Below are 21,127 nucleotides of genomic sequence, written 5' to 3' on the forward strand. Positions count from 1 at the left end.
AAAAACGCGTATCCAACAAGGAGGAAGACAATGGCCTGCGTTCATAAATTCGCGCTTGGAAGCATCGCCGCATTGGCGCTTTCAGCCGGCGCCGCTCCGGCCCTTGCCCAGCAGGGCCTCGACGAGCCGTTCCAGAAGCCTTTCCGCGAAGCGCTCGCCGGCAAGACCGTCGCCTACGTGCCGGTGGCAATGAACTTCGACCTGACCGAAGGCTGGTACGCCGGCCTCAAGAAGGAGCTCGAGCCGTTCGGCGTCAAGTTCGTGATTCGCGATCCCAACTGGAATACGAACGCCGGCGCGCAAGCCGTCACCTCGCTGATCTCGGAGAAGCCGGCGGTGATGGTGATCCACAATCCCGACGTCCAGACCTACGCCAAGCTGCTGCAGCGCGCCGAGAACGAAGGCATCTACGTCATCCAGATCAACATGGGCTCGGCCTATCGCAGCTCGGCCTTCGTCGGTGCCAACTGGATCGAGATCGGCGAGCGCCAGACCGAAGGCGTGGTGAAGGCCTGCCAGGGCAAATCGAACAAGATCGCCATCATCCAGGGCGCGCTCTCGGCGGCGGCCAGCGCCTACACGCTCAAGGGCGTCGAGAACATCCTCGCCAAGCATCCCGAGATCAAGGTCGTCTCCAGCCAGGCCGCCGATTGGGATGCCGCCAAGGCCAAGGCGATCACCCAGACGGTGCTGAAGCAGAACCCCGATCTCTGCGGCATCGTCGGCTTCTGGGACGGCATGGACATCGGCACCGCCGCCGCGATCAAGGAAGCCGGCCTGACCGGCAAGGTGTTCCTGGCGACCTCGGGCGGCGGCGAGCGCAAGGGCGCGTGCGAACTGGTGAAGAACGGCTCGTTCGATCTCAACATGAGCTACGACGTGCCGACGCAGGCCGCGCAGATGGCCGGCACGATCAAATGGCTGTTGTCGTCGGGCGCCAAGCCGGGTTCGGTCAAGGGCTCCGAATACACGACGCTGATCCCGATCACGAAAGAAAACGCCGACACCCAGACGGCGTGCTGGAATCTCTCCGATCTCAAGAAGTGATCGCACACTAAAGCTGCGCGTTCCGTCGCTCCGGGTGCGGAACGCGCAACCTTGCTCATGGAATCAGCGGAAGGCAGATGCGCGAGACACTGACGAGGCTCCGATATCGCTACTGGCCGGACCATCTCCTCGGCGAGATCCTGTCCAAACGCTGGACCGAAACCGCCATCCCGGTGATCCTGCTGCTGATCGTCGGCTTCGCGCTCAGCCGCTCGCTCGAGCATTTCCTGTCCCCATCGAGCCTCGCCGACACGGCGCGGCAGGCCGGCGAAATCGGCTTCATCGGTCTCGGCATGGCGCTGGTCGTCATCGTCGGCGGCATTGATCTCTCGGTCGGCTCGATCTTCGCCCTGACGGATTTCTGCGCGCTCTACCTGCTCGACGTGCTCAACTGGCCGGTCCCCGCCGTGGTGGTCGTCACCATGATCGTCGGAGGGCTGCTCGGCGCCGTCAACGGCGTGCTGATCGGCTATCTCAGGCTGCGCGCCTTCATCACCACGCTGATCACGCTGATCATCTATCGCTCGGCCTACGATCTGCTGATCCAGCGTTATTCCAACGCCATCGCGTCGGCTTTCCCGGACATTCCGTCCTGGGATTTCATCGGCGGCGGCAGCGTTTTCGGCATTCCCAGCGTCGCGCTGGTCTACATCGTCATCGCGATCTTCGGCCACGTCTTCCTGACGCGGCTGCGACCGGGCTGGCACATCACCGCGATCGGCGGCTCGCGGCGCTCGGCCTACAATTCCGGCATTCCGGTCCGCCGCACAATCGCGCTCTGCTACGTCGCGAGCGGCGTGCTGACCAGCATCGGCGCGCTGTTCTTCGCGGCCCGGCTCGGCACGGTCGGCGGCGATATCGGCGTCGGCCTCGAGGTGATCGTGCTGACGGCAACCGTGCTCGGCGGCATCACGCTCGGCGGCGGCAAGGGGTCGGTCGTCAAATCGATGGTCGGCGTGCTCGTCGTCCTGCTCGTCACCAACGGCCTGACCGCCATGAATGCGCGCGGCGGCGTCAACCGCATGGCGCTGGCGACGATCCTGCTGGCGGCGGCGATGGTCGACATCCGTTGGCAGAAGAATCGCACCCGCATCATCAGCAAGGTCTATGTCGCCCCGACCTATCACGCGCTGCCGCCACCGCCGCCGACCGAGATCGGCAGCGGTGGGCCGTTCGAGCAGAACGACAAGCTGCGTGACGTCTCGCTGATCGGGCTCGGCCGGATCGAGGCGCCAGAGGACGTCATTCTCGACCGCAACGACGTGCTCTACGCGGGATCGCGGCACGGCGACATCATCCGCTTCTTCCCGCCGGACTACGAGCGGATGGAAGTGTTCGCACATATCGGCGGCCAGCCGCTCGGCATGGCGTTCGACAAAGAGGACAACCTCTATGTCTGCATCGGCGGCATGGGCCTCTATCGCATCAAGCCGGACGGCACCGTGGAGAAAGCCACCGACGAGACCAACCGCAGCATCTACTCCGTGAACGACGACAGCCGTCTCCGGCTTGCCGATGATCTCGACATCACAGACGACGGGTTGATCTTCTTCTCCGAAGCCACCGTCCGCTACGAGATGGACGAATGGCCAGTCGACGGGCTGGAAGCGCGCGGCAACGGCCGCATCATCTGCCACGACACCAAGACCGGCACCACCCACACCGCGCTGCGCGGGCTCAAATTCCCGAACGGCGTCGCAGTCGCCAGCGACGGGCAATCCATCCTGTTCGCGGAGACGTTCGGCTGCTCGATCAAGCGCTACTGGTTCGCAGGTCCCAAGAAGGGCAACGTCGAGACCGTCATGGACAATCTGCCGGGCTATCCCGACAACATCAACCTTGCCTCGGACGGCAATTACTGGCTGGCGCTGGTCGGCATGCGCAGTCCGTCACTGGATCTCGCCTGGAAGATGCCGAGCTTCCGCCGGCGCATGGCCAAGCGCGTGCCGGTCGACGAATGGCTGTTTCCGAACATCAACACCGGCTGCGTCGTCAAGTTCAACGAGCAGGGCAAGATCCTGGAATCGTTCTGGGACCTCAAGGGCCTCAACCACCCCATGATCACCTCGATGCGGGAGCATCGCGGCTATCTCTATCTCGGCGGCATCGCCAACAACCGGATCGGCCGCTTCAAGCTCGACAATGCCGATCCCGACTTCGTTCAGTACGACAAGCGCTGGGGGAAGCCGTCGTGATCGTCGCTATCAGAGAATTCGCCAACCGCTTCCTCGGCCGTGGCGAGGCGGCTATCACCGTGCCGTCGTTCGACGGGGCGTTGAAGCCCAACCAGGCGCTCGAGCAGGCGGAGATCCTGCTCGAATGCGACGCGCCGGAGGATCTCGCCCCGGACGGCACCTCGCTGCTCATCGCCGATGGCGCGCGGCTGACGCGTTTGGCCGGAAACTCTACAACGACGGTTCGCAGCTTCGAGCGGCCGATCTCCGCGCTGGCGTCCTTGCCCGGTGGTGGCCTTGCCGTCGCGCTCGGCGGCATGGAGGTCCGGCTCTACGACAACGCCACGGCCGAGACACCCAGGGCCGCCTTTACGCAGGGGCTGCACGCCGTCAATGCGCTGGCGCCCGCGGCCGACGGGAGGTTGATCGCAACCGATGGATCGTCGTTGCACGATGTCGGCGACTGGGCGCGCGATCTGATGGAGCTCGGCAGGACCGGCCGGCTGCTGCGGCTCGATCCGAAGACGGGCGCGATCAGCGAGCTTGCCGGCGGATTGGGCTACGCTTTCGGCGCCATCACAAGCAACGGCGCCGTACTCGTCAGCGAAAGCTGGCGGCATCGCCTGGTCTCGATCGCACCGGACGGAAGCCGCAAGGATCTGCTGCGGCACCTGCCCGTCTACCCATCCCGGCTTTCTCCAGCGAGCGGCGGCGGCTTCTGGCTCACCGCGTTCACCGCGCGCACCCAACTGGTCGAGTTCGTGCTGCGCGAGCCCGCCTATCGCCGCCGCATGATCGCGGAGATCGACCCGGAGTTCTGGGTGGCGCCGCGTCTGCGCTCGGGCCACTCCTTCAAGGAGCCGCTGCAGGGCGCCCACATCAAGACCATGGGCGTGATGAAGCCCTGGGCGCCGCCGCGGTCGTATGGTCTCGTCATCCGGCTCGGAGCCGACGGCTTTCCACGCTACTCGCTCCACAGCCGGGCCGACGGCGTCAACCACGGCATCGTGTCCGCCGTCGAAGTCGGCAACGACCTCGTGATGATTGCCAAGGGCCCCGGGCGCGTCATCAAGCTGCCGCTGGCATCCCTCGGCGAGGAGGCCCGCGCATGAACGACCTCGTCCTGTCGCTGTCGAAGGCGACCAAGCTCTACGCCGGCGTGCCCGCCATCGACGGCGTCGATTTCGAGCTTCGGCGCGGCGAAATCCACGCCCTCGTCGGCGAAAACGGCGCGGGAAAATCGACGCTGACCAAGATCATGGCCGGCGTCGTGACGCTGACGTCCGGCGGCATGATTGTCGACGGCGTCGACGTCACTCCGAGGACTCCGCTGGAGGCGCGCAACCTCGGCATCGCCATGGTGTTCCAGGAGAACAGCCTGGTGCCGACGATGACGGTGGCGCAGAACCTGTTTCTCGGTCAGGAGAAGTTCTACAATCGCCTGCGCGGCATCTACATCGCGGCCCAGCAATTCCTGCAATCGCTCAACTTCGACGTGACGCCCACCGCGACGGTCGGCGGATTAGGGGCGGCCAAGAAGCAGATGGTCGAGATCGCACGTGCGGTCCTGCACAAGGCCAAGGTGATCATCTTCGACGAGCCGACAGCGACGTTGACGCCGGAGGAGAAGAAGTACTTCTTCGACCTGGTCAAGGACCTGAAGAAGCGCGGGGTCTCCATCATCTTCATCTCGCACGCCCTCGAAGAGGCGCTGCTGCTCGCCGACCGCATCACGGTGCTGCGCGACGGCAGGCATGTCGTGACCGACGACGCCTCCCGCTTCGACCGGGCGCGCATCGTCCAGGCGATGGTGGGGCGGGATCTCTCCAACACGCTCTATGGCGCGCGCAAGGCGACGGTCCGCGCCTCGGGCAAGCGGGTGCTGACGGTGCAGAACCTGAAGATGGCGCCGATGGTGAAGAATAATTCGCTGTCGGTGTTTGCAGGCCAGATCACCGGCGTCTTCGGTCTTGTCGGCGCGGGACGCACCGAGACGTTCAAGATCGTCGCAGGCATCATGAAGCGCGACTTCTTCCACGGCGGCGAGGTGATCCTCGAGGACAAGCCGGTACGCTACCGCGTCCCCGCCCCGGCGGTGCAGGCCGGCATCGCCTACGTGACGGAAGACCGCAAGGTCGAAGGATTTTTCGAGACCGCATCCATTGCGCGCAACATCTATCTCGGCCTGCTCGCCAAGTTTCCCAAGGGACGCGCCTGGCTGTCACGACGCGAAAGCACGGCGACCGGAAAGTCCTGGATCGAACGGCTCAAGGTGCGCGCCATCGGCGACGAGGCCAAGGTCGTCGAATTGTCCGGCGGCAACCAGCAGAAGGTTGTGATCGCCAAATCGCTGATCCAGGATCCGGACCTGATCATATTCGACGAACCGACGCGGGGCGTCGATGTCGGAGCCATCGTCGAGATTCACGAGCTGATCAATTCGCTGGCCGACAAGGGCAAGGCGGTGGTCGTGATCTCCTCCTACCTGCCCGAGATCATGGCGCTGTCGGACCGCATCCTGGTTTGCAGGCAAGGCAAGGTCGTCGAGGAGTTTTCCGCGCTGGAGGCGACCGAGGAATCCATCATGTACGCGGCGATCCATTGACGGTTGCCCTTCCGCCACGTCGCTGCACAATCAACGCGGACGGATCAGGCGGAACGCGACATCGAGGCGGGCTGCGCGCTTCGCTCGCCCAGCAGCTTGCCGGTGGTGCTGTTGACGAAGTGCAGCGACATGCAGGCCGGGCACCTCACGGACACATAGCTGTCCGCCGGCTCGGAACTCTCGGGCCGCTCGTCATCGATCCGATGCTGGACGTTTATGCCGGTGCGCGGGCACCTGAAGAGAATCTGGCGCTGCATGTCGTTATTCATGCGCCCGAACCGCGGCCGGCGAAATTGCGGATGATTCCTTAGGGGCCCTCCCTGTGTTTGAGATGGGTCAATGCAAAGGCCCTGCTCACGCCTATGCTCTGCATGACATCGGCCGCGCTCCTGCTCCGGTGCCGAACGAAGCGGAGCCCGGACTCCTAGGCACTCCGGGCACCGCTTCGCAAGACGTGGACTGACCGACCGCGACCAGGAGCCGGCTCCGGACGAGCGGCTTCGCCGACGGGTTCGATGGAACCAGGGCAAAAGCCGCGGGTTGCAAAAGCCGCGGGTTGAATGCAGCCCTGGACAGAATACGCGATCGGCCTCGGTGCTTCCAAGGAAGCCGGGGTGGATTGACGTCGCCCTTGTCGCCTGACCGGACCGACACGGCCGTACGGTACCCCCGCCGCCGGAAACAGGCCACCATCGGGACCGCCACGATCAGGAGAGCAGCCATGATATCCGCCAACGTCGACGATCTGACCGCAGTGGTACGCTACGCGCTCGAAACCACCCGTGCGACCACGGTCTGCCCTTTCCACGATGAGGTGATCGTTCGCGTCGGCGACGACGCCGCCGAGAGCCACGCCTACGAACGCGCCAAGCGAATCCTCAGGAGCGACGGCACGGCCTTCGAGGCAGACGCTCTCAGGGAAGAGATCGGCCACCAACTCGCCGCCGCCGCGGACGGACGATGCCCCAAATGCGACCGGACCGATCCGAACAGATAGGCCTCAATCCCTTCAATCCTCCACCCGAAACAGCCGCCACCGCTCCGGCACGCCCTTGAGCTGATGCACGCCGTGATCCCTGAAGCGGATCTCCGACTGCGCCATCAGGTCCTTGACCGCGCTCGAGACCAGGACTTCGCCGGCGCGCGCTTTGGCGGCGACGCGCGTGCCGATGTGAAACGCGAGACCGACCATCTCGCCCCCGCTCACACTGTACTCGCCCGCATGCAGCCCGACCCTGATGTCGAGCCCCAGCGTGCGCACGGCCTTTTGAATCGCGGTCGCGCAGCGGACGCCGGAAGCCGGCGCCTTGAATGTCGCCAGCACGCCGTCGCCGGTCGTCACCACTTCCTTGCCACGCGTACTCTTCAGCTCCTTGCGCACGGCCGCGTAATAGTGGCCCATGACCTTGGTCCAACGCGCATCGCCGAGCTTTGCCGCCTTTTCGGTGGAGCGGACGATATCGACGATCAGGATGGTGGCGAGTGCCTGCTTGAGTTCCGCGCTCCGCTCGGCGGATCGGCGCCGGAGCGCGATCGGCCCGGCCAGCGGCTCGTAGCGGTGGCTGCGGCGCCGGGCGATGGCGGCTTTGGCGTAGTCCTGGGCGCGCTGCGTCGTGCCGCAGCGAACTGTCTTCTCCTGCGGCAATCGCGTCCAGTAGACCCTTCGTCCATCACCGGCGCCCTGCACCTCAACGGCACCCCACTTCAGGAACACCGCCGAGCCGACGCGCCGAACGCACCACGCCTTCGACGTGTAGCCGGATACGTTGGACTGGAGGACTCCGATGCGAAGGAATTTGGGCATGAACGTGCGGCCGATTTGAAAGACCGTTTGGGCGTCTTCGAGGCGGAAGCCTATTCGTACAATCCTGCATCGGCAATAGGGGCTTGCCAGGGCTGCCAGCGGCGCCTGACACCGGGATCGTGCTGACAACGCCCAAACGCGAGCCGCGCCCCGTCCATTCGTCGGTCGGAAGTTTCTCTTGTCCAAGCAACGATCAGCCTCCAGACGTGTTCTTCCGACATGAGATGCAGTGAGGCGCGCCATGGGCAAGGATGATGGACTGAAGCCTGACGACTTCCCGATCGAGGCCGACAAGGACAAGCTCAGGACACGCAAGGGCGAGCCCGTCGCCTCGGCGGAGTCGGAGCAGATTGCGGACCAGATCGCCGAACGCCTGAACGAGCACGCGCACCAGCAAGAGCAGGATCGTTGGTCCGCGTAGGCGTTACGGGGGTGCCACCCCAGGGCCTGGGCCTGCACCGGGTCTCACAGGTCCGGCGAATGGCGGCCCCGGCTCGACCTCCGCCCCCTGGACGAACCGCAAATAGATGCCGCCGCTGGGAATTCGTCCCGGGTGAGGCAGTTGCCCTACCCGTGATACGCGAACAGCTCGATCGGATCGCTGAAGCCGCGCACCTCGTGCTTGCCGACGTGCTCCAGCTCGAACTTCTCTTCCACCAGCTCCGCAAAGTCGCGTGACAGCAGCACCGTTCGACCGAGCTGCTTGGTAAGGGCTTCGAGGCGGGAGGCCATGTTGACGGCGGGACCGATCACCGTGAAGTCGAGCCGGCTGGTCGAGCCGATATTGCCGTACATGACATCGCCGACATGGACGCCAATACCGTAATTCAACGGCGCGCGGCTGGTCGCATTGTTCCGCTCGTTCAGCGCGGTCATGGCCTGACGAGCCTCGGTCACGGCGTGGAGCAGGTTCGCGCAGGCATCGGGCTCTTGAAGCGGGAAGATGGCGAGCAGGCCGTCGCCGATGAACTTCAGGATCTCGCCGCCGTGCCGCGCGATCGGCTCGGACATCGCGTCGAAATAATCGTTGAGCAGATCGATGACGTCGTCGCGCGGCCAGTTGTCGGAAATCTTGGTGAAATCCCTGAGGTCGCAGATCATGATCGCGGCGCGCACCGTCGTGCCGCTGCCGCGCCTGGTGGCGCCGGCGAGGATCAGCTGGCCGGCATGGGAGCCGACATAGGTCTCCAGCAGCGTGCGCGCCAGCCGGTTCTTGATGCGGATCTCACTGACCAGCGCCAGCACCGGCAGGAGCTTCTTGAGCGCGGCGATATGCGAATCCTCGAAGCCGCCCGGACGGTCGGTCGCGAAGGTGATGAGATGCCGCTTGCCGAGCGTGTGGTAGAGCGGCCAGGCCACATAGTCGGTCAGGCCCTTTTCGCGCATCTCGTCGTACAGGGCGTGCTTGCGGCCGAGCGAGGGATCGCGTTCGAGATTCTCGCGCACCTCGCTCGCGCCGTCCTGCATTTCATTGGCGGGGCTGCCGATGAATTCCGACCGCTCGCGGACGTCATAATCCACCCGCGCGATCTCCGCCTCGCGCATGCCGTCGGACCACATGAACCGGGCGCCAAGCCATTGCGGATGGTGGATCAGGACATGGAGCGTCGACCGCTTCAGCGGAATGCCCGCCTGCTGCAGACGGATGCACATGTCGGCGAAGATATTGTCGATGAAGCGCTCGTCGCGCGTGCCGTTGGTCAGCCAGTCGACGACACCGTCGGCCTGCGTGGCGGGGGCGTGGTTGTCTTGCGCGGTCATATCCTGCCCTTCACGGCGGTCTGCATCAGGGCAGATATCGTGCCCCGGCTCCGCCGCGTCAACCTAGCCAGTTGCATGGATTGTGCGCATCGGGCTGTCGGGGCTGTCGCCCCCTTAATCGACGATCCGGATCGACCCCAGCACCACCGGACCCGAAACGAGCGCGAGCCTCGATGTCTCGGTCAATTCGATCCTGAGCGTGCCGTTGCCGGGGATGGCAAGATCCTCTCCATCGAGGCGAATGCGGCAATCGCCGTGCGGCGCGTAAACCAGATGCGTGCCGGCATGCAACGGTCGATCGCCGGCTTCCCTGAGCGCTTCGAGCTCGATCTCCACCGCACCGCGCCGCGCCATCAGGTTAACGACCTCGACCGGCCCGGCCTGAAGCTCCGTCACGATCTCGAGCTCGCCGGTGAACCGCACGGTCGTAAAAGGTTCACGCTCGTCGAATTCCTGGCCGGGGGCGTTGAGCACCAGCCCGCGCCCACTAACCACCATCTGCAAGCGGTCGATGCCCGGCATATGGGAGAAGGGACCGGGCGCCACGATCGGCGTGCTCGCAAAGCGCCAGAGCAGGCTGCTCCAGTCCTTCACCCCAGCGTCAGCGCGATGTGCGTCCGCGATATCGGTGAAGATGCCGCCGCCGTTCTTCCAGGGCGAGCGGGTGTAGTCTTCAGGTCTGAGCAATGTCGTCTTCATGGGGATCCTCGATGCGATGAGGGTGCAGGGAAGCGCGTTCGTGTGCGTCCAGGAACGGCTCGGCCTCCTTGCGCACCACGTTCAGGTGCGTGAACAGCGCCACGTGGCCGCCGTCGGGGAGCGCCAGCAGCTTTGCCTGCGGGATCGCCCGGCAGACGTTCTCGGCATGCGAGAACGGCACGACATTGTCGGCGCGGCCGTGCACGATGAGCGCGGGTGCCGAGATCGATCCCTCGGGCAACTCCCCCAGCGCGGCAAACTGCGCGATGTCGTTGACGGTCCCCGGAAGCCGGGCGTGCAGATGCTCGAACACCGTCGACTGCAAGGCACGGAACAGCGGCCCTGCCTCCGGATGTCGCAAGGTCCGTTCGCGCATGGCGTCATCGGGAATCGCGCGGCGCGCGGCAGCCTGCGGATTCCGTTCACTTCGCCACTTCAGGATGCGGGGCAATCCGGGAAGACGCGCAAGGTGGCGCATCATGCGCAGGCGCGCGGTGATCTCCGGCGGCGTTTGCAGTTTCCCCGTGCAGGCCGATACCAGCACGAGCGAGCGGCAGCGCGAGGGATGCCGTGCGGCGAATTGCAGTGCGGAGGGACCGCCGGCGGAGACCGCGACGACCGCCACGGTCGAAATCCCCAGCGCATCGAGCAGCGCGCCATAGACGTCAGCCTGGTCGTCGGGCGACGCGCCAAGCTCGAGGCGCGAGCCGAGATAGCCCGGGCGGGACACGGCCACCACCCGCTTGTCCCTGAGCGTCGCGGCGAGGGCGCGCGCCAGCAGCCACGACTGGTCGTGGCCGCCCATGCCGCCATGGATGGCCATGATAGCGGGCCCCTCGCCTGCGATTGCGCATTGGACTGTCCCGCGGGAGGTCCGCACCGAGACCGGAGCGGGCCCGGCGAGCGGCAATGCGTCCGGATTTGCGATCATGTCGCGGCTTCCGGTCGTCCGGATGCGCTGGCCTTGAGGTGGCGCAGAAGCGCTGCCGCCTCCGTCGGCGGCCGACGCTCGATCCTGCGATACGCGCGTCCGTCGGCCGTGCGGGAGACCAGGCCGTGATCGCACAGCGCGCGGCGGAGCAAGGCATCATCGGCGAAAGCGTGCTGACGGCTCAACAACGTCTTCACTTGCGCCTCGGCCAGACTGCACCGCGGCGGGAAGCCGGCCCACAACACCCAGAGGCTCAACTGCTGCAGGCTGTGGCGGGCCGGCCAGCGAAGCAGCCTGCCGTGGTCGTCGAAATGGCGCGCGGCGCGCTGCACGCGCTTCAGATCGACCGCATCGACTTGTGGTGCCGGCGTGCCGCGATCGTCCACGGCAGTGCCGACCGCACGCGCGCGGAAATGCTGATAGTTCCTGTGCCCCGTCGCACGTGCAAGAATGTTGAGGAGTTCGACGTGACCGGGCGGCGACGTACGCTCCAGAAGCTGGGCGCGCAGGGATTTCGCGAGCGCGGAAATGTCGCCCGCAACGAATTCAATGGGGGTTCTGGTCATGACCAATCCTCGATGTGCCGTTCCACAGATGGATTGTCGGAGGTCACCAGCTTACGACGCGGCACGAGGTTTGGTGTCGATTCGATTGAGCCTTGCAGGTTTAGCTTCCCTCGCGGGACGGTGACGCCTGGGTGAACTGCAGACCCGGCCGAACCCTTACTATAGACGCCCGGCAAGCTCAAGAGCCCCGCCCACCGGATGGGGCGCGGGTGCACGTGGTGCGCAGCGCAATCCGGACTACGTATCCGCTCTCACATTCCGCTCAGGCCGCTATCGACCGCGAGCGTCTGCGCGGTGACATAGACGCTTTCGTCCGACAGGAAGAACAGCACCGCATAGGCGATCTCCCACGCCGTGGCCTGGCGGCCGAACGGGACGTGGCCCTTGCCGCGATTGGGACGGCCGGCGCCGGCTTCGCGGCCGTTCGGGGTGTCGACGAGGCCGGGATAGACGAGGTTGGCGCGGACGCCACGGCGCGAGCCGAGATGAGCGATGTTGCGCATGAGGCCGCCGAGTGCGGCTTTCGATGAATCATACACCGCCATCTGCGATCCCGCCTTCAACGCCGCAATCGAGGAGATGAAGACGACCGAGCCGCCATCGTCGAATTTCGGCAGCGCGGCGCGGCAGCACAGCATGGGACCGCGGACGTTGACGTCGTAGATCCTGTTCCACTCCTCGGGGCTGACGTTATCGAGGCCGGTCTTGCCGAAGGTGCCGATGTTCAGCACCATGCCGTCAAGGCCGCCCATGGCGCGATGGGCTTCCTCGACCATGCGCTGGACGTCAGCCTCGGACGTCACGTCGGCCGCGATGGCAAAGGCCTCGCCGCCTTCATCGGTGATGTGCTTGACGGTCTGCTGAGCCGAGGCATGGTTGAGGTCAGCCACTGCAACCTTCGCGCCCTCCCGCGCGCATAAAATGCTCATGGCGCGGCCGTTGCCGATCGGATCGGTGGCGGCATCGAACACGCGCTGGCCGCCGCCGACGATCAGGATGCGGCGGCCCTTTAGCCGTCCCCTGCCCGGCGCCTCACCGAGCGATTCCGCGCTCGGCGGACGAACATAGCGCTCCGGCTTGCTGTCGGTTTCAGTCATCGCGACCGCCTACTTCTTGCCGCCGTCATAGACCGTCATGCCGGCTGCGGGATCGAGATCGGTTTCGGTCGCCTCGGTCAGGCGCGCCATCATCATGTAGAAGCCGAGCGCGACGATGGATTCCACGATCTCCTGGTCGCTGAAATGCTTGCGGGCAGCAGCAAAGGTCGCCTCGGGCACACGGACGTTCTCGACCACCTCGCGCCCGAAGTTCAGCAGCGCGCGTTCGACCTCGCTCAAGGCAGCCGCGCCGTAGTCGGAACGTTCGACCGCGTCGACCTGCGCTTGCGTGCAGCCGACGCCGAGCGCGATCGGAACATGCTGACGCCATTCATAGGCGCCGCCCTCTAACTGAGCAGCTTGAAGGATCAGGAGCTCGCGGTTAACCGCGCTGAGCTTCTGCTTGTGCAGGATCGAATTGCCGAGCCGCATCGCCGGGATCATGTTGGCCTCGGCATGGGCCATCATGCGAAAGATATTGAGTTTGACCGGCATGCGGTCGAACGAGGCGCGGATATCGCCGCTCGTGGTCTCCGGATCAATCAGGGGCAGCCTTGCCACGCGTTTCTCCCTTAGGCTTTCGTTTCTTGTCGGTGTCCTCGCCTGCCCCGATCAGCGACAGGAAGAAGGCGAGATAGCGGTCGATCGCCTCGATCACCTTCTGCCGCGGCGAGGGCGCGGCGCCCATCACGTAGTGCTCGAGGCGGATGTAGATCAGGCCGGCCGCGAACAGCCGCGCGGTCTCGCGCGGGTCCGGCGTATTGACTAGGCCGGCGAGCGCAAAGCCGCGGAAATAATCCGTCATCATGCTCTGCTCGCGAGCATAGAAATGATCGGCGAACTTGGCGCGGATGCCGGGCACACGGTTACGCTCGGCGGTGATGACCTTCTGAAACTGGTGCTCGCGCGGATCGGACCATTGCTCGACGAGGTCGAGCGCAAACTGGCGGCAGAACGCGGCGGGCTGGCGCGCGAGCTGCTTGTAGCGCGGCTCCTCCAGCCGGCTCGCCGAGCTTGCCGGACCGTGCTCGCTGACGATCGCCTCCAGGATCGCGGCCTTGCCGGTGAAATGATTGTAGAGGCTGCTCTCGCGGATGCCGACGCGGCGCGCGAGCTCCCGCATCGAGGCGCCGCCATAGCCGCTCTGCGCGAACAGGTCGAGCGCTTCGGTGAGGATGCGCTCACGGGTCGTGGGCGCAGCCGCTTCCGCCGCGCTTGTGGTGTGGAGAGCCATGCGACTTGACTAACGAACGATCGTTCGCTAGTCAACCGTACGAACGATCGTTCGTCTCGCCCACTCTGGCGGCAACGGTCGCGGCCCGCAAGCCTGCTTCGGGCGCTGTTCTCGCGTTTCAACTCCGCTCGATCGAGAGGCGGAGAGCAATTTTTGGGAGACGACCCATGGCGCGCTTCGCCCGCCCTCGCCTCACTGCGGCCTGCATCCTGTTGCCGCTGCTCGCGGCCAGTATCGCCTCAGCCCAAACCGCAGAATACGATCCCGGCGCCGACGACAAGACCATCAAGATCGGCACCACCGCGCCGCTGAGCGGCCCGGTCTCGGCCTTCGCGCAGATTGCGAAGTCGGCCGAAGCCTATTTCCGGAAAGTGAACGACGACGGCGGCGTCAACGGACGTCGCATCCAGATGATCATCGCGGACGATGCCTATAGCCCGCCCAAGACGGTGGAGCAGACCCGGCGCCTGGTCGAGAGCGAGGAGGTGCTGCTGATCTTCGGCGGCGTCGGCACGCCGACCAACAGCGCCGTGCACAAATATCTCAACGACCGCAAGGTGCCGCAGCTCTTTTTGGGCTCGGGCGCGGCGAAGTGGGACGATCCCAAGAATTTCCCGTGGACCGTCGGCTGGCAGCCGACCTATCGGGACGAAGCGATTGCCTATGCAAAATACATCAAGGCGAGCCGCGCCAATGCGAAGATCGGCGTCCTCTACCAGAACGACGATCTCGGCAAGGATTACCTGAAGGCGCTGGAGGAAGGCCTCGGCAGCGGCGAAGCGATCGTCGCGCGCGCGGCCTATGAGACCTCGGCCCCGACCGTCGACACCCAGATTTTGCAGTTGAAGACCGCGGGTGCCGATGTCGTGCTGGTCGCGGCGACGCCGAAGTTCGCGGCTCAGGCGATCCGCAAGATCGGCGAGATCGGCTGGAAGCCGACGACCATCATCTCCAACGTTTCGGCCTCGATCAGCGGCGTGCTGGAGCCGGCCGGCAAGGACAATTCCACCGGTGTCATCTCCAGCCAATATCTGAAGGACGCAACCGATCCCGCCAACAAGGATGACCCCGGCTACAAGGAATGGCTGGCGTTCATGGACAAGTACATGCCTGATACCAACAAGAGCGACTGGCTCAACGTCTACGGCTACACCATCGCGCAGACGCTGGTGACGGTGCTGAAGGCCTCCGGCAACGACCTCACCCGTGCCAATGTGATGAAGCAGGCGACCACGATGAAGGACGTGAAGCTGCCGATGCTGATCAACGGCACCGCGGTGAGCAACTCGCCCGAGCGCTTTACGCCGATGACGAGCCTCCAGCTGATCCGTTTCGACGGCACGCGCTGGGTGCCGTTCGGCGATCTCCTGAAGAACTGACCGATGCGGCAGGTGACGATCGGCAGCATGCGGGTCGATCTCGTCAGCGAGATCCCCGCGCTTGCCTTCGACAAGAGCTGGCTGTTCGCCAACGTCACCGACGAGGTGATCGCGGAAAACCGGAGCTGGCTCGATCACCGCTACATCGAGCCGGAGACCGGCCGCTTCATCCTCAGCCACCACTCCTATCTCGTGCGCACGCCGCGCTGGACCGCCATCGTCGACACCTGCTGCGGCAACCACAAGAGGCGGCCGCGCGTGCCGGCGTGGAACAACCTCGACCAGCCTTATCTCGAGAACTTGCAGGCGCTGGGCGTTACGCCCGAACAGGTCGACTTCGTGATGTGCACGCATCTGCATGTCGATCATGTCGGCTGGAAAACGCGGCTGATCGACGGTCGTTGGGTGCCGACCTTCCCCAATGCGCGCTATCTGATGGGCCGCGCCGAATATCGCCACTTCGAGGCCGCGCACAATGCGGCGCCGAGGAGCCCGGTGAACCACGGCTCGTTCGAGGATTCCGTGCTGCCGGTGGTGGCGGCCGGCCTTGCCGAGTTCGTCGAGACCGATCATCACCTGTTTAGCGATCGCGACGCGGCCTTGCGCTTTGCGCCGGCACCTGGGCACACCGCCGGCAACATGCAGATCCACCTCACCGGCGGCCACGATCACGCGGTGATGTCGGGCGACGTCATTCATCATCCGATCCAGTGCGCCGCGCCGTGGCTGTCGAACGCCGCCGACGTCGATCCGGCCGCGGCGCTCGCAACGCGCATGGCGCTGCTGGAAGAGCTCGCGGATACCCCGAGCTATCTCCTCACCGGCCATTTTCCGGCCCCGACCGCGGGACACGTGGTCCGGCACGGCGACGCCTACAGATTTCGTTTCGAAGATTAGGGAATGCCATCATGATGCTGCGCACCGTCACGCTTTCGTTTCTCGCATTGCTGTCGGCGGCACTGCCGTCACACGCCGAAGAACCCGCCGCCTATCCCACGCACAAGATCAGGATGCTGCTGCCCTACGCGGCCGGCGGCGGCGGTGACGTGGTCGGCCGGCTGCTCGCCGACAAGATGGGCAAGACGCTGGGGCAGAGCATCTATATCGAGAACCACACCGGTGCGGCCGGCACGCTCGGCACGCAGATGGTCGCGACATCGCCAAACGACGGCTACACCATCACCGTCGGCGGCATGACCACGCATGTGCTGGCCCCCGCGATCTATCCAAAACTGCCCTACGATCCGATCAAGGATTTCACGACCATCGGCCGCGTCGGCACCTCCTCGATCATGCTGGTTGCGACCAAGAATTTTGCCGCCCACGACATCAAGGGCCTGGTCGCTCTGGCCAGGAAGGGCGAGCCGATCCAGTACGGCAGTTGGGGCGTCGGCTCGACCGGCCAATTCTGCGCGGAGATCCTGATGCAGCAGACCGGTATCAAGATGGACCACGTGCCGTTCAACGGCATCGCAAAACTCGCCGGCGACCTGCTCGGGGGACACATTTCGCTGGCCACACTCGACGTGGCCACCGCAACGCCGTTGGTGAAAGATGGTTCGATCAAGGCGCTGGCCGCCTGCGGCGAGCGCTCGCCGAGCCTGCCCGATGTCGCCAGCTACGGGGAGCAGGGCGTGCCGTTCGATCGTAGCCTGTCCTGGGCGATGTATGCGCCGGCGGGCCTCGCTCCGCCGATCGCACAGAAGCTCTCGGGGGCCCTGAAGGACGCGCTCGATGACGAGGTGGTGAAGCAGAAGCTGCTGGCACTCGGCATCACCCCGCAATTCGTCCCCGGCGACGAGCAGCGCGATCTCAACGCGCGCGACATCGCGGCCTGGAAGCAGGTTGCCAAGGACGCCGGCATTGAGGTCAAGTGAGCAGGAACGTGGCGGGCAGCTCGCGTGCACCATCCTTCGAGACGCCCGCCGGCGGCGGGCCGTCAGGATGAGGTCCCGTCGTGAATAGGCAGAGAACAGGAGCGCGGGCATGAGCCGCATCTTCGGCGCGGTGCGCCAGAACGGATATGTGGTGCGGGACATCCAGGCCGCGATGAAGCACTGGATCGAAGTGATGGGTGTCGGCCCCTGGTACTACATGGACCGCGTCAAGACCGACTGGTTTCGTCACCGCGGCGAGGACTCCGCCGTGGAGATGAGCATCGCGCTGGCAAATTCCGGCGACCTCCAGATCGAGCTGATCCAGCAGCGCAACGACGCGCCCTCGCTGTACAAGGAGTTTCTCGATGCCGGGCACGAAGGCCTCCAGCACATGTCCTACTGGAGCCACGACTATCAAGCCCTCTACGACAAGGCGCTCGGGCTCGGCTACAGGATCGGGCATGAGGGCCAGATCGGCGGCGACAAGGGGCGCTTTGCCTATTTCGACACGCAGGACCATCCGGGCACGGTGATCGAGATCTCGGACATCAGCGGCACCAAGGGGCCGTTCTTCGAGAAGGTCCGGCAAGCCGCGATGAGCTGGGACGGCACGCGGCCGATCCGCGAGGTCGGTGGGGCAAAATCATAGCCGGCAAGGCCGGTGCATCACTTGCACGCCTGTGTGGTAGGGTCCGCTGATTGAAACCGCGTTGGCCGGAGGTCCGCTCGACGGGGATATCATCAGGGGCGCAAGATGAGCCGAGACCAGGTCTTTGGGTTGCTCCGCAATCTCAAATGGTTCGTCGTCCTCAGCCTGGTCTTTTCTGCGATCCTGTCGCTGCCGGCGCAGATCGTCGAGCTTTATCGCATCAGCTACGCCGACCTGAAGTTCCTGAACCTCGTCCTGCTGTGGCTGACGCTCCTTCTCGTCGGCAGCCTGATATGGTTCGGCTCCGCCATGGTGGTTCTGGAGAGCCGGGCCCGGCTCTCCGGCAAACCGACGAGGATGTTCAACTGGACTGCCAGATTCGCACCGATCGTGCTGGGAGCACTCCCGCTGATCGCAGGTGCGGCCGGGCATTTCGGCGCAATTCCGCTGCGGCTCGGCGAAGCCGACGCCAAGCTGAACGAGATCTACAACGCCCCCGGAAGCGCCTTCGACAAGTTCGACGCCTCGCTCGCCATCTCGGTCGGGCAGTCGCTGCACCGAAGCGGCTACGCAGTCCTGTTTCTCACACTTCTTGCGGCCTGCCTCTGGTACGCTGTGGGAAAGGGGCACGCGGCCGACCCATCCTACGTTCAGCGCTTTCGCAGCCGATCGTTCCTGCTCGGCACGATTGGGCTTATCCTTGCCACCACCGCGATCTTCGCCGTCGGGCCGACGGGGTTTGCCGGCGCGCTCGGGCCCTTCGTCGTCCTCGCGCTCTTCGCCGTTTGCATCACCGCGTTCTGTACCTATGCGAGCCTCATTACCGTCCGTTCGCGCATGCCGTGGTTGCCGCTGTTTCTCGGCCTGGCGGTCGTCCTGTCCTGGATCGACTGCAACGACAACCACGGGATCCGGACACTGGACGGTCCGGCACCGGCGTCGGGCCTTGATTCGGCGACATCCGAATTCACACGATGGCTCTCACTCCGCCCCGACCGCGATCAGTTCAGCAAGGACTATCCCGTCTATGTCGTCGCCGCCCGCGGCGGCGGCATTTACGCCGCCTATCAGAGCGCGATCTTCCTGGCCCGGCTGCAGGATCTTTGTCCGGCCTTTCGCCATCACCTGTTCGCAATCAGCGGCGTATCCGGCGGGAGCATCGGCGCTTCGGTGTTCTCGTCGGCGCTTGCGACCGTTGCGCAGAAGGAGGCCGGCGAGACGGCATGCCCCAAGATCGCCAGCTATCTCGAACGGCAGTCTCCGCTGGCCGCGGCGATCGAAACGCCGGGACCGAACGAGCGGTACGTTCGACAGGCGCTTTCCGCCGACCTGCTTTCGCCGCTCATCGCCTCGACGCTGTTCGGCGACTTTCTCCAGCGCTTCATCTTCCGTCCGGTCGGACCGCTCGACCGGGCCCGCGCGCTCGAATATTCGCTCGAAAGCGCGACGAGATCCGGCGCGACGGCCGGGCCGCTGGAGCAGCCGTTCATGGCGCACTGGCTGGCGGATGGCAGCAGGCCGGCGCTGCTGCTCAACGCAACCGATGCGGCGAGCGGACGGCGCGTGATATTTTCACCGTTCACGTTCGGGAGGGAGGCGAACGGAGACAATGTCGATTCGCTGTCGTTCTTCCAATCCCTCAAGCCGCCGGACGGCGGGCCACCCAACTCCGGTCCCATCAACGTTCCCCTGAGCACCGCCGCGTTCGTCAGCGCGCGATTTCCATGGGTCTCGCCCGCAGCCAGCGTGACGGCAAAGGACCCTTCGTCGCCCGGCATCGACAAGATGCGGCTGGTCGACGGCGGCTATTTCGAGAATTCCGGTGTCGATACGGCCATGGATCTGATCGACTCGCTGCGGGGAACCATCGCGGAGATCAACAAGTCCGCCGATGATGCGCCTGATGGTGCAGCGAAGCCGAGCCCCCGTGTCTCGATCAAACTGATCGTGCTCGGAGGCGGCAGCTATCCCGAGCGTACCTCGTTCAGTTTCGGGGAGATGCTCGAACCGATCAAGGCGCTGCTGAACACACGCGACTCCCGGGCCTACATCGCGATCAACCGCGCCGCCCGGGCGCTGTCCGCGCAGTCCTTCGCCATCGACGTCCATGGGACGCAGGAGACCAGCATCGTCAGGAATCTGCGTCTCGCATCGCTGAGCAACCCGTACTACCCGCTCCCGCTCGGATGGACCATGTCGGACAAGACCCGCGAGATCATCGAAAAGCAGAGCGGCCGTTTTTGGGATTGTGAAGCCGGGCGAGACTTCACCCAGAGCGATCGCAGCGGCGCGACAGCGGATTGCATTCAGGTCCTGCTCGCGCACGAGCTGGATGAGACGGTCGACTTGGCCGCCCACGAGATCGCCATCGAGAACCACTATCGAGAGCTCGGCGATGCTCGTCAGGATGTTCCGTCGCGGCTCGACATCAGGGCGATCAGCCGATGCTACGCCGACGGATCGGGACTTCCGGTGAAGTCGTTCCAGGTCCATGCGCTGCAGGCGCTGCTCAGGGAATGGGACCACCATCCAGAGCTGACTGACCTGCGGCAGCTCGCCTATGTTCTCGCCACCGCGGCCTACGAAACCTGGGATTTCAGGATGTTGTCCGAAAATCTCGTCTACAGGAACGCGACAAGGCTGACGTCCGTATTTCGTATCCCCCAGGACGAAGCGCCACGGTTCGTCAACAATCCCGAGGGTCTGGCAAACAGGATTTACAGCGGCAAGATGGGAAACACGGAGCCGGCCGACGGCTGGCGCTATCGCGGCCGAGGCATGATCCAGTTGACCGGCCGCGGCAACTATCAAAAATATGCGGCACTGATTGGCGAACCGCTCGAAGAGGAGCCGGACCTGCTGTTCAATGCCAGCGTTGCCTCCCGCGTGACCTTTGCGCTCTTTTTCGGTGGTGGCGTCAACAAGCTGACATCTTATTTCAACGACGCGCAGGACGACTGGGAAGGCGCGCGCGCCGTGGTCGTGGGACGAGCATCGACCCAAACGCTCCGCCAACAGGCAAAACCCATCCTTACGACCGGCAAGCGATTGCTTGCCTGCCTCAGAGCTGCGCAGCCGCAGGAGACGCCGGCCAAGCTCAAATAGAGTTTGTCTTGCGGCCCCGGCCGGCTATTCTCGCAAATGTTGCAGATCCCGGCTTGGGGGCCGTGATGAAATTCTTTTTCTCTTTCTTTTTCAGCGGGCTGACATGGCCTGCGTGCCCGCTCGCGCGTTTGCCGACCAGCGCATGGCGCTGGTGATGGGAAATTCGCATGAACCCGTGTCCGAACCTTCAGCGAGGCAA

General features: G+C 64.8%; 21 protein-coding genes. 11 read left to right on the forward strand and 10 right to left on the reverse strand.

All coding sequences use genetic code 11. The annotated features are described in order from the left end of the window. The first annotated feature begins 30 nt into the window (after positions 1-30). The 4 genes from XH81_RS30175 to XH81_RS30190 all read left to right on the forward strand — a co-directional run bounded on the left by XH81_RS30175 (position 31) and on the right by XH81_RS30190 (position 5,826). Entirely contained in the window at positions 31-1,047 is a 1,017-nt protein-coding gene (locus XH81_RS30175; protein ID WP_028142252.1) for a sugar ABC transporter substrate-binding protein, read from the forward strand. 77 nt (positions 1,048-1,124) lie between these two features. Further along, positions 1,125-3,242 (forward strand): ABC transporter permease, encoded by a 2,118-nt coding sequence (locus XH81_RS30180; protein WP_271596503.1) that lies wholly within the window; start codon positions 1,125-1,127, stop codon positions 3,240-3,242. After that, positions 3,239-4,333: a hypothetical protein gene (locus tag XH81_RS30185; RefSeq protein ID WP_028142250.1), complete on the forward strand. Its 1,095-nt coding sequence runs from the start codon at positions 3,239-3,241 to the stop codon at positions 4,331-4,333. Before XH81_RS30180 ends, XH81_RS30185 begins: the two co-directional genes overlap by 4 nt. Next, complete coding sequence (locus XH81_RS30190; RefSeq protein ID WP_028142249.1) at positions 4,330-5,826, forward strand: sugar ABC transporter ATP-binding protein; 1,497 nt, start codon at positions 4,330-4,332, stop codon at positions 5,824-5,826. Before XH81_RS30185 ends, XH81_RS30190 begins: the two co-directional genes overlap by 4 nt. A gap of 44 nt (positions 5,827-5,870) precedes the next feature. Here the strand turns inward: XH81_RS30190 and XH81_RS30195 are convergent, their stop codons facing one another. Continuing rightward, a complete protein-coding gene (locus XH81_RS30195) occupies positions 5,871-6,095 on the reverse strand; it encodes a hypothetical protein (protein ID WP_240536433.1) in 225 nt (74 codons plus the stop codon). A 452-nt stretch (positions 6,096-6,547) separates the two neighbouring features. On the opposite strand from XH81_RS30195, the gene XH81_RS30200 reads away from it, so the two are divergent. Then, positions 6,548-6,823, forward strand: a complete 276-nt coding sequence (locus tag XH81_RS30200; RefSeq protein ID WP_028142247.1) for a hypothetical protein — start codon at positions 6,548-6,550, stop codon at positions 6,821-6,823. Positions 6,824-6,835: 12 nt separating this feature from the next. Here XH81_RS30200 and XH81_RS30205 read toward each other — a convergent pair whose 3' ends face one another. Beyond that, positions 6,836-7,630 (reverse strand): adenylate/guanylate cyclase domain-containing protein, encoded by a 795-nt coding sequence (locus XH81_RS30205; RefSeq protein WP_028142246.1) that lies wholly within the window; start codon positions 7,628-7,630, stop codon positions 6,836-6,838. A gap of 241 nt (positions 7,631-7,871) precedes the next feature. Here XH81_RS30205 and XH81_RS30210 point away from each other — a divergent pair, with 241 nt between their 5' ends. Beyond that, positions 7,872-8,051 carry a hypothetical protein gene (locus tag XH81_RS30210; protein ID WP_028142245.1) on the forward strand — a complete coding sequence of 60 codons (180 nt, stop codon included), beginning with the start codon at positions 7,872-7,874 and terminating at the stop codon, positions 8,049-8,051. Between the two features lie 146 nt (positions 8,052-8,197). Here the strand turns inward: XH81_RS30210 and XH81_RS30215 are convergent, their stop codons facing one another. From XH81_RS30215 to XH81_RS30245, 7 genes are all read right to left on the reverse strand, one after another. Continuing rightward, complete coding sequence (locus XH81_RS30215; RefSeq protein ID WP_028142244.1) at positions 8,198-9,391, reverse strand: adenylate/guanylate cyclase domain-containing protein; 1,194 nt, start codon at positions 9,389-9,391, stop codon at positions 8,198-8,200. A gap of 114 nt (positions 9,392-9,505) precedes the next feature. Continuing rightward, positions 9,506-10,090 (reverse strand): HutD/Ves family protein, encoded by a 585-nt coding sequence (locus XH81_RS30220; RefSeq protein ID WP_028142243.1) that lies wholly within the window; start codon positions 10,088-10,090, stop codon positions 9,506-9,508. Beyond that, positions 10,065-10,913: an alpha/beta fold hydrolase gene (locus tag XH81_RS30225; RefSeq protein ID WP_063615323.1), complete on the reverse strand. Its 849-nt coding sequence runs from the start codon at positions 10,911-10,913 to the stop codon at positions 10,065-10,067. The genes XH81_RS30220 and XH81_RS30225 overlap by 26 nt, the downstream gene beginning before the upstream one ends. A 104-nt stretch (positions 10,914-11,017) precedes the next feature. Next, positions 11,018-11,587 carry a DUF2087 domain-containing protein gene (locus XH81_RS30230; RefSeq protein ID WP_028142242.1) on the reverse strand — a complete coding sequence of 190 codons (570 nt, stop codon included), beginning with the start codon at positions 11,585-11,587 and terminating at the stop codon, positions 11,018-11,020. Between the two features lie 251 nt (positions 11,588-11,838). Next, a complete protein-coding gene (locus XH81_RS30235; RefSeq protein WP_028142241.1) occupies positions 11,839-12,684 on the reverse strand; it encodes an SDR family NAD(P)-dependent oxidoreductase in 846 nt (281 codons plus the stop codon). 9 nt (positions 12,685-12,693) lie between these two features. Further along, positions 12,694-13,245 carry a carboxymuconolactone decarboxylase family protein gene (locus tag XH81_RS30240; protein ID WP_028142240.1) on the reverse strand — a complete coding sequence of 184 codons (552 nt, stop codon included), beginning with the start codon at positions 13,243-13,245 and terminating at the stop codon, positions 12,694-12,696. After that, entirely contained in the window at positions 13,223-13,918 is a 696-nt protein-coding gene (locus tag XH81_RS30245) for a TetR/AcrR family transcriptional regulator (protein WP_028142239.1), read from the reverse strand. Before XH81_RS30245 ends, XH81_RS30240 begins: the two co-directional genes overlap by 23 nt. Positions 13,919-14,085: 167 nt before the next feature. On the opposite strand from XH81_RS30245, the gene XH81_RS30250 reads away from it, so the two are divergent. The 5 genes from XH81_RS30250 (at position 14,086) to XH81_RS30270 (ending at position 20,928) form a co-directional block, all read left to right on the forward strand. Further along, positions 14,086-15,297, forward strand: a complete 1,212-nt coding sequence (locus XH81_RS30250; protein WP_028142238.1) for an ABC transporter substrate-binding protein — start codon at positions 14,086-14,088, stop codon at positions 15,295-15,297. Positions 15,298-15,300: 3 nt separating this feature from the next. After that, a complete protein-coding gene (locus XH81_RS30255; RefSeq protein ID WP_271596504.1) occupies positions 15,301-16,194 on the forward strand; it encodes an MBL fold metallo-hydrolase in 894 nt (297 codons plus the stop codon). A gap of 11 nt (positions 16,195-16,205) precedes the next feature. Next, a complete protein-coding gene (locus tag XH81_RS30260; RefSeq protein WP_271596505.1) occupies positions 16,206-17,174 on the forward strand; it encodes a Bug family tripartite tricarboxylate transporter substrate binding protein in 969 nt (322 codons plus the stop codon). A gap of 109 nt (positions 17,175-17,283) precedes the next feature. Next, positions 17,284-17,823, forward strand: coding sequence for a VOC family protein (locus tag XH81_RS30265; RefSeq protein WP_095425565.1), 540 nt, complete (start codon positions 17,284-17,286; stop codon positions 17,821-17,823). A 105-nt stretch (positions 17,824-17,928) separates the two neighbouring features. After that, entirely contained in the window at positions 17,929-20,928 is a 3,000-nt protein-coding gene (locus XH81_RS30270; protein WP_271596506.1) for a patatin-like phospholipase family protein, read from the forward strand. Here XH81_RS30270 and XH81_RS30275 read toward each other — a convergent pair. Continuing rightward, positions 20,921-21,097 (reverse strand): hypothetical protein, encoded by a 177-nt coding sequence (locus tag XH81_RS30275; RefSeq protein ID WP_212476380.1) that lies wholly within the window; start codon positions 21,095-21,097, stop codon positions 20,921-20,923. The two genes, XH81_RS30270 and XH81_RS30275, sit on opposite strands and share 8 nt — an antisense overlap. Positions 21,098-21,127: the final 30 nt, after the last annotated feature.

This window comes from Bradyrhizobium sp. CCBAU 25360, from assembly GCF_028128695.1.
Lineage (GTDB): Bacteria > Pseudomonadota > Alphaproteobacteria > Rhizobiales > Xanthobacteraceae > Bradyrhizobium > Bradyrhizobium ottawaense.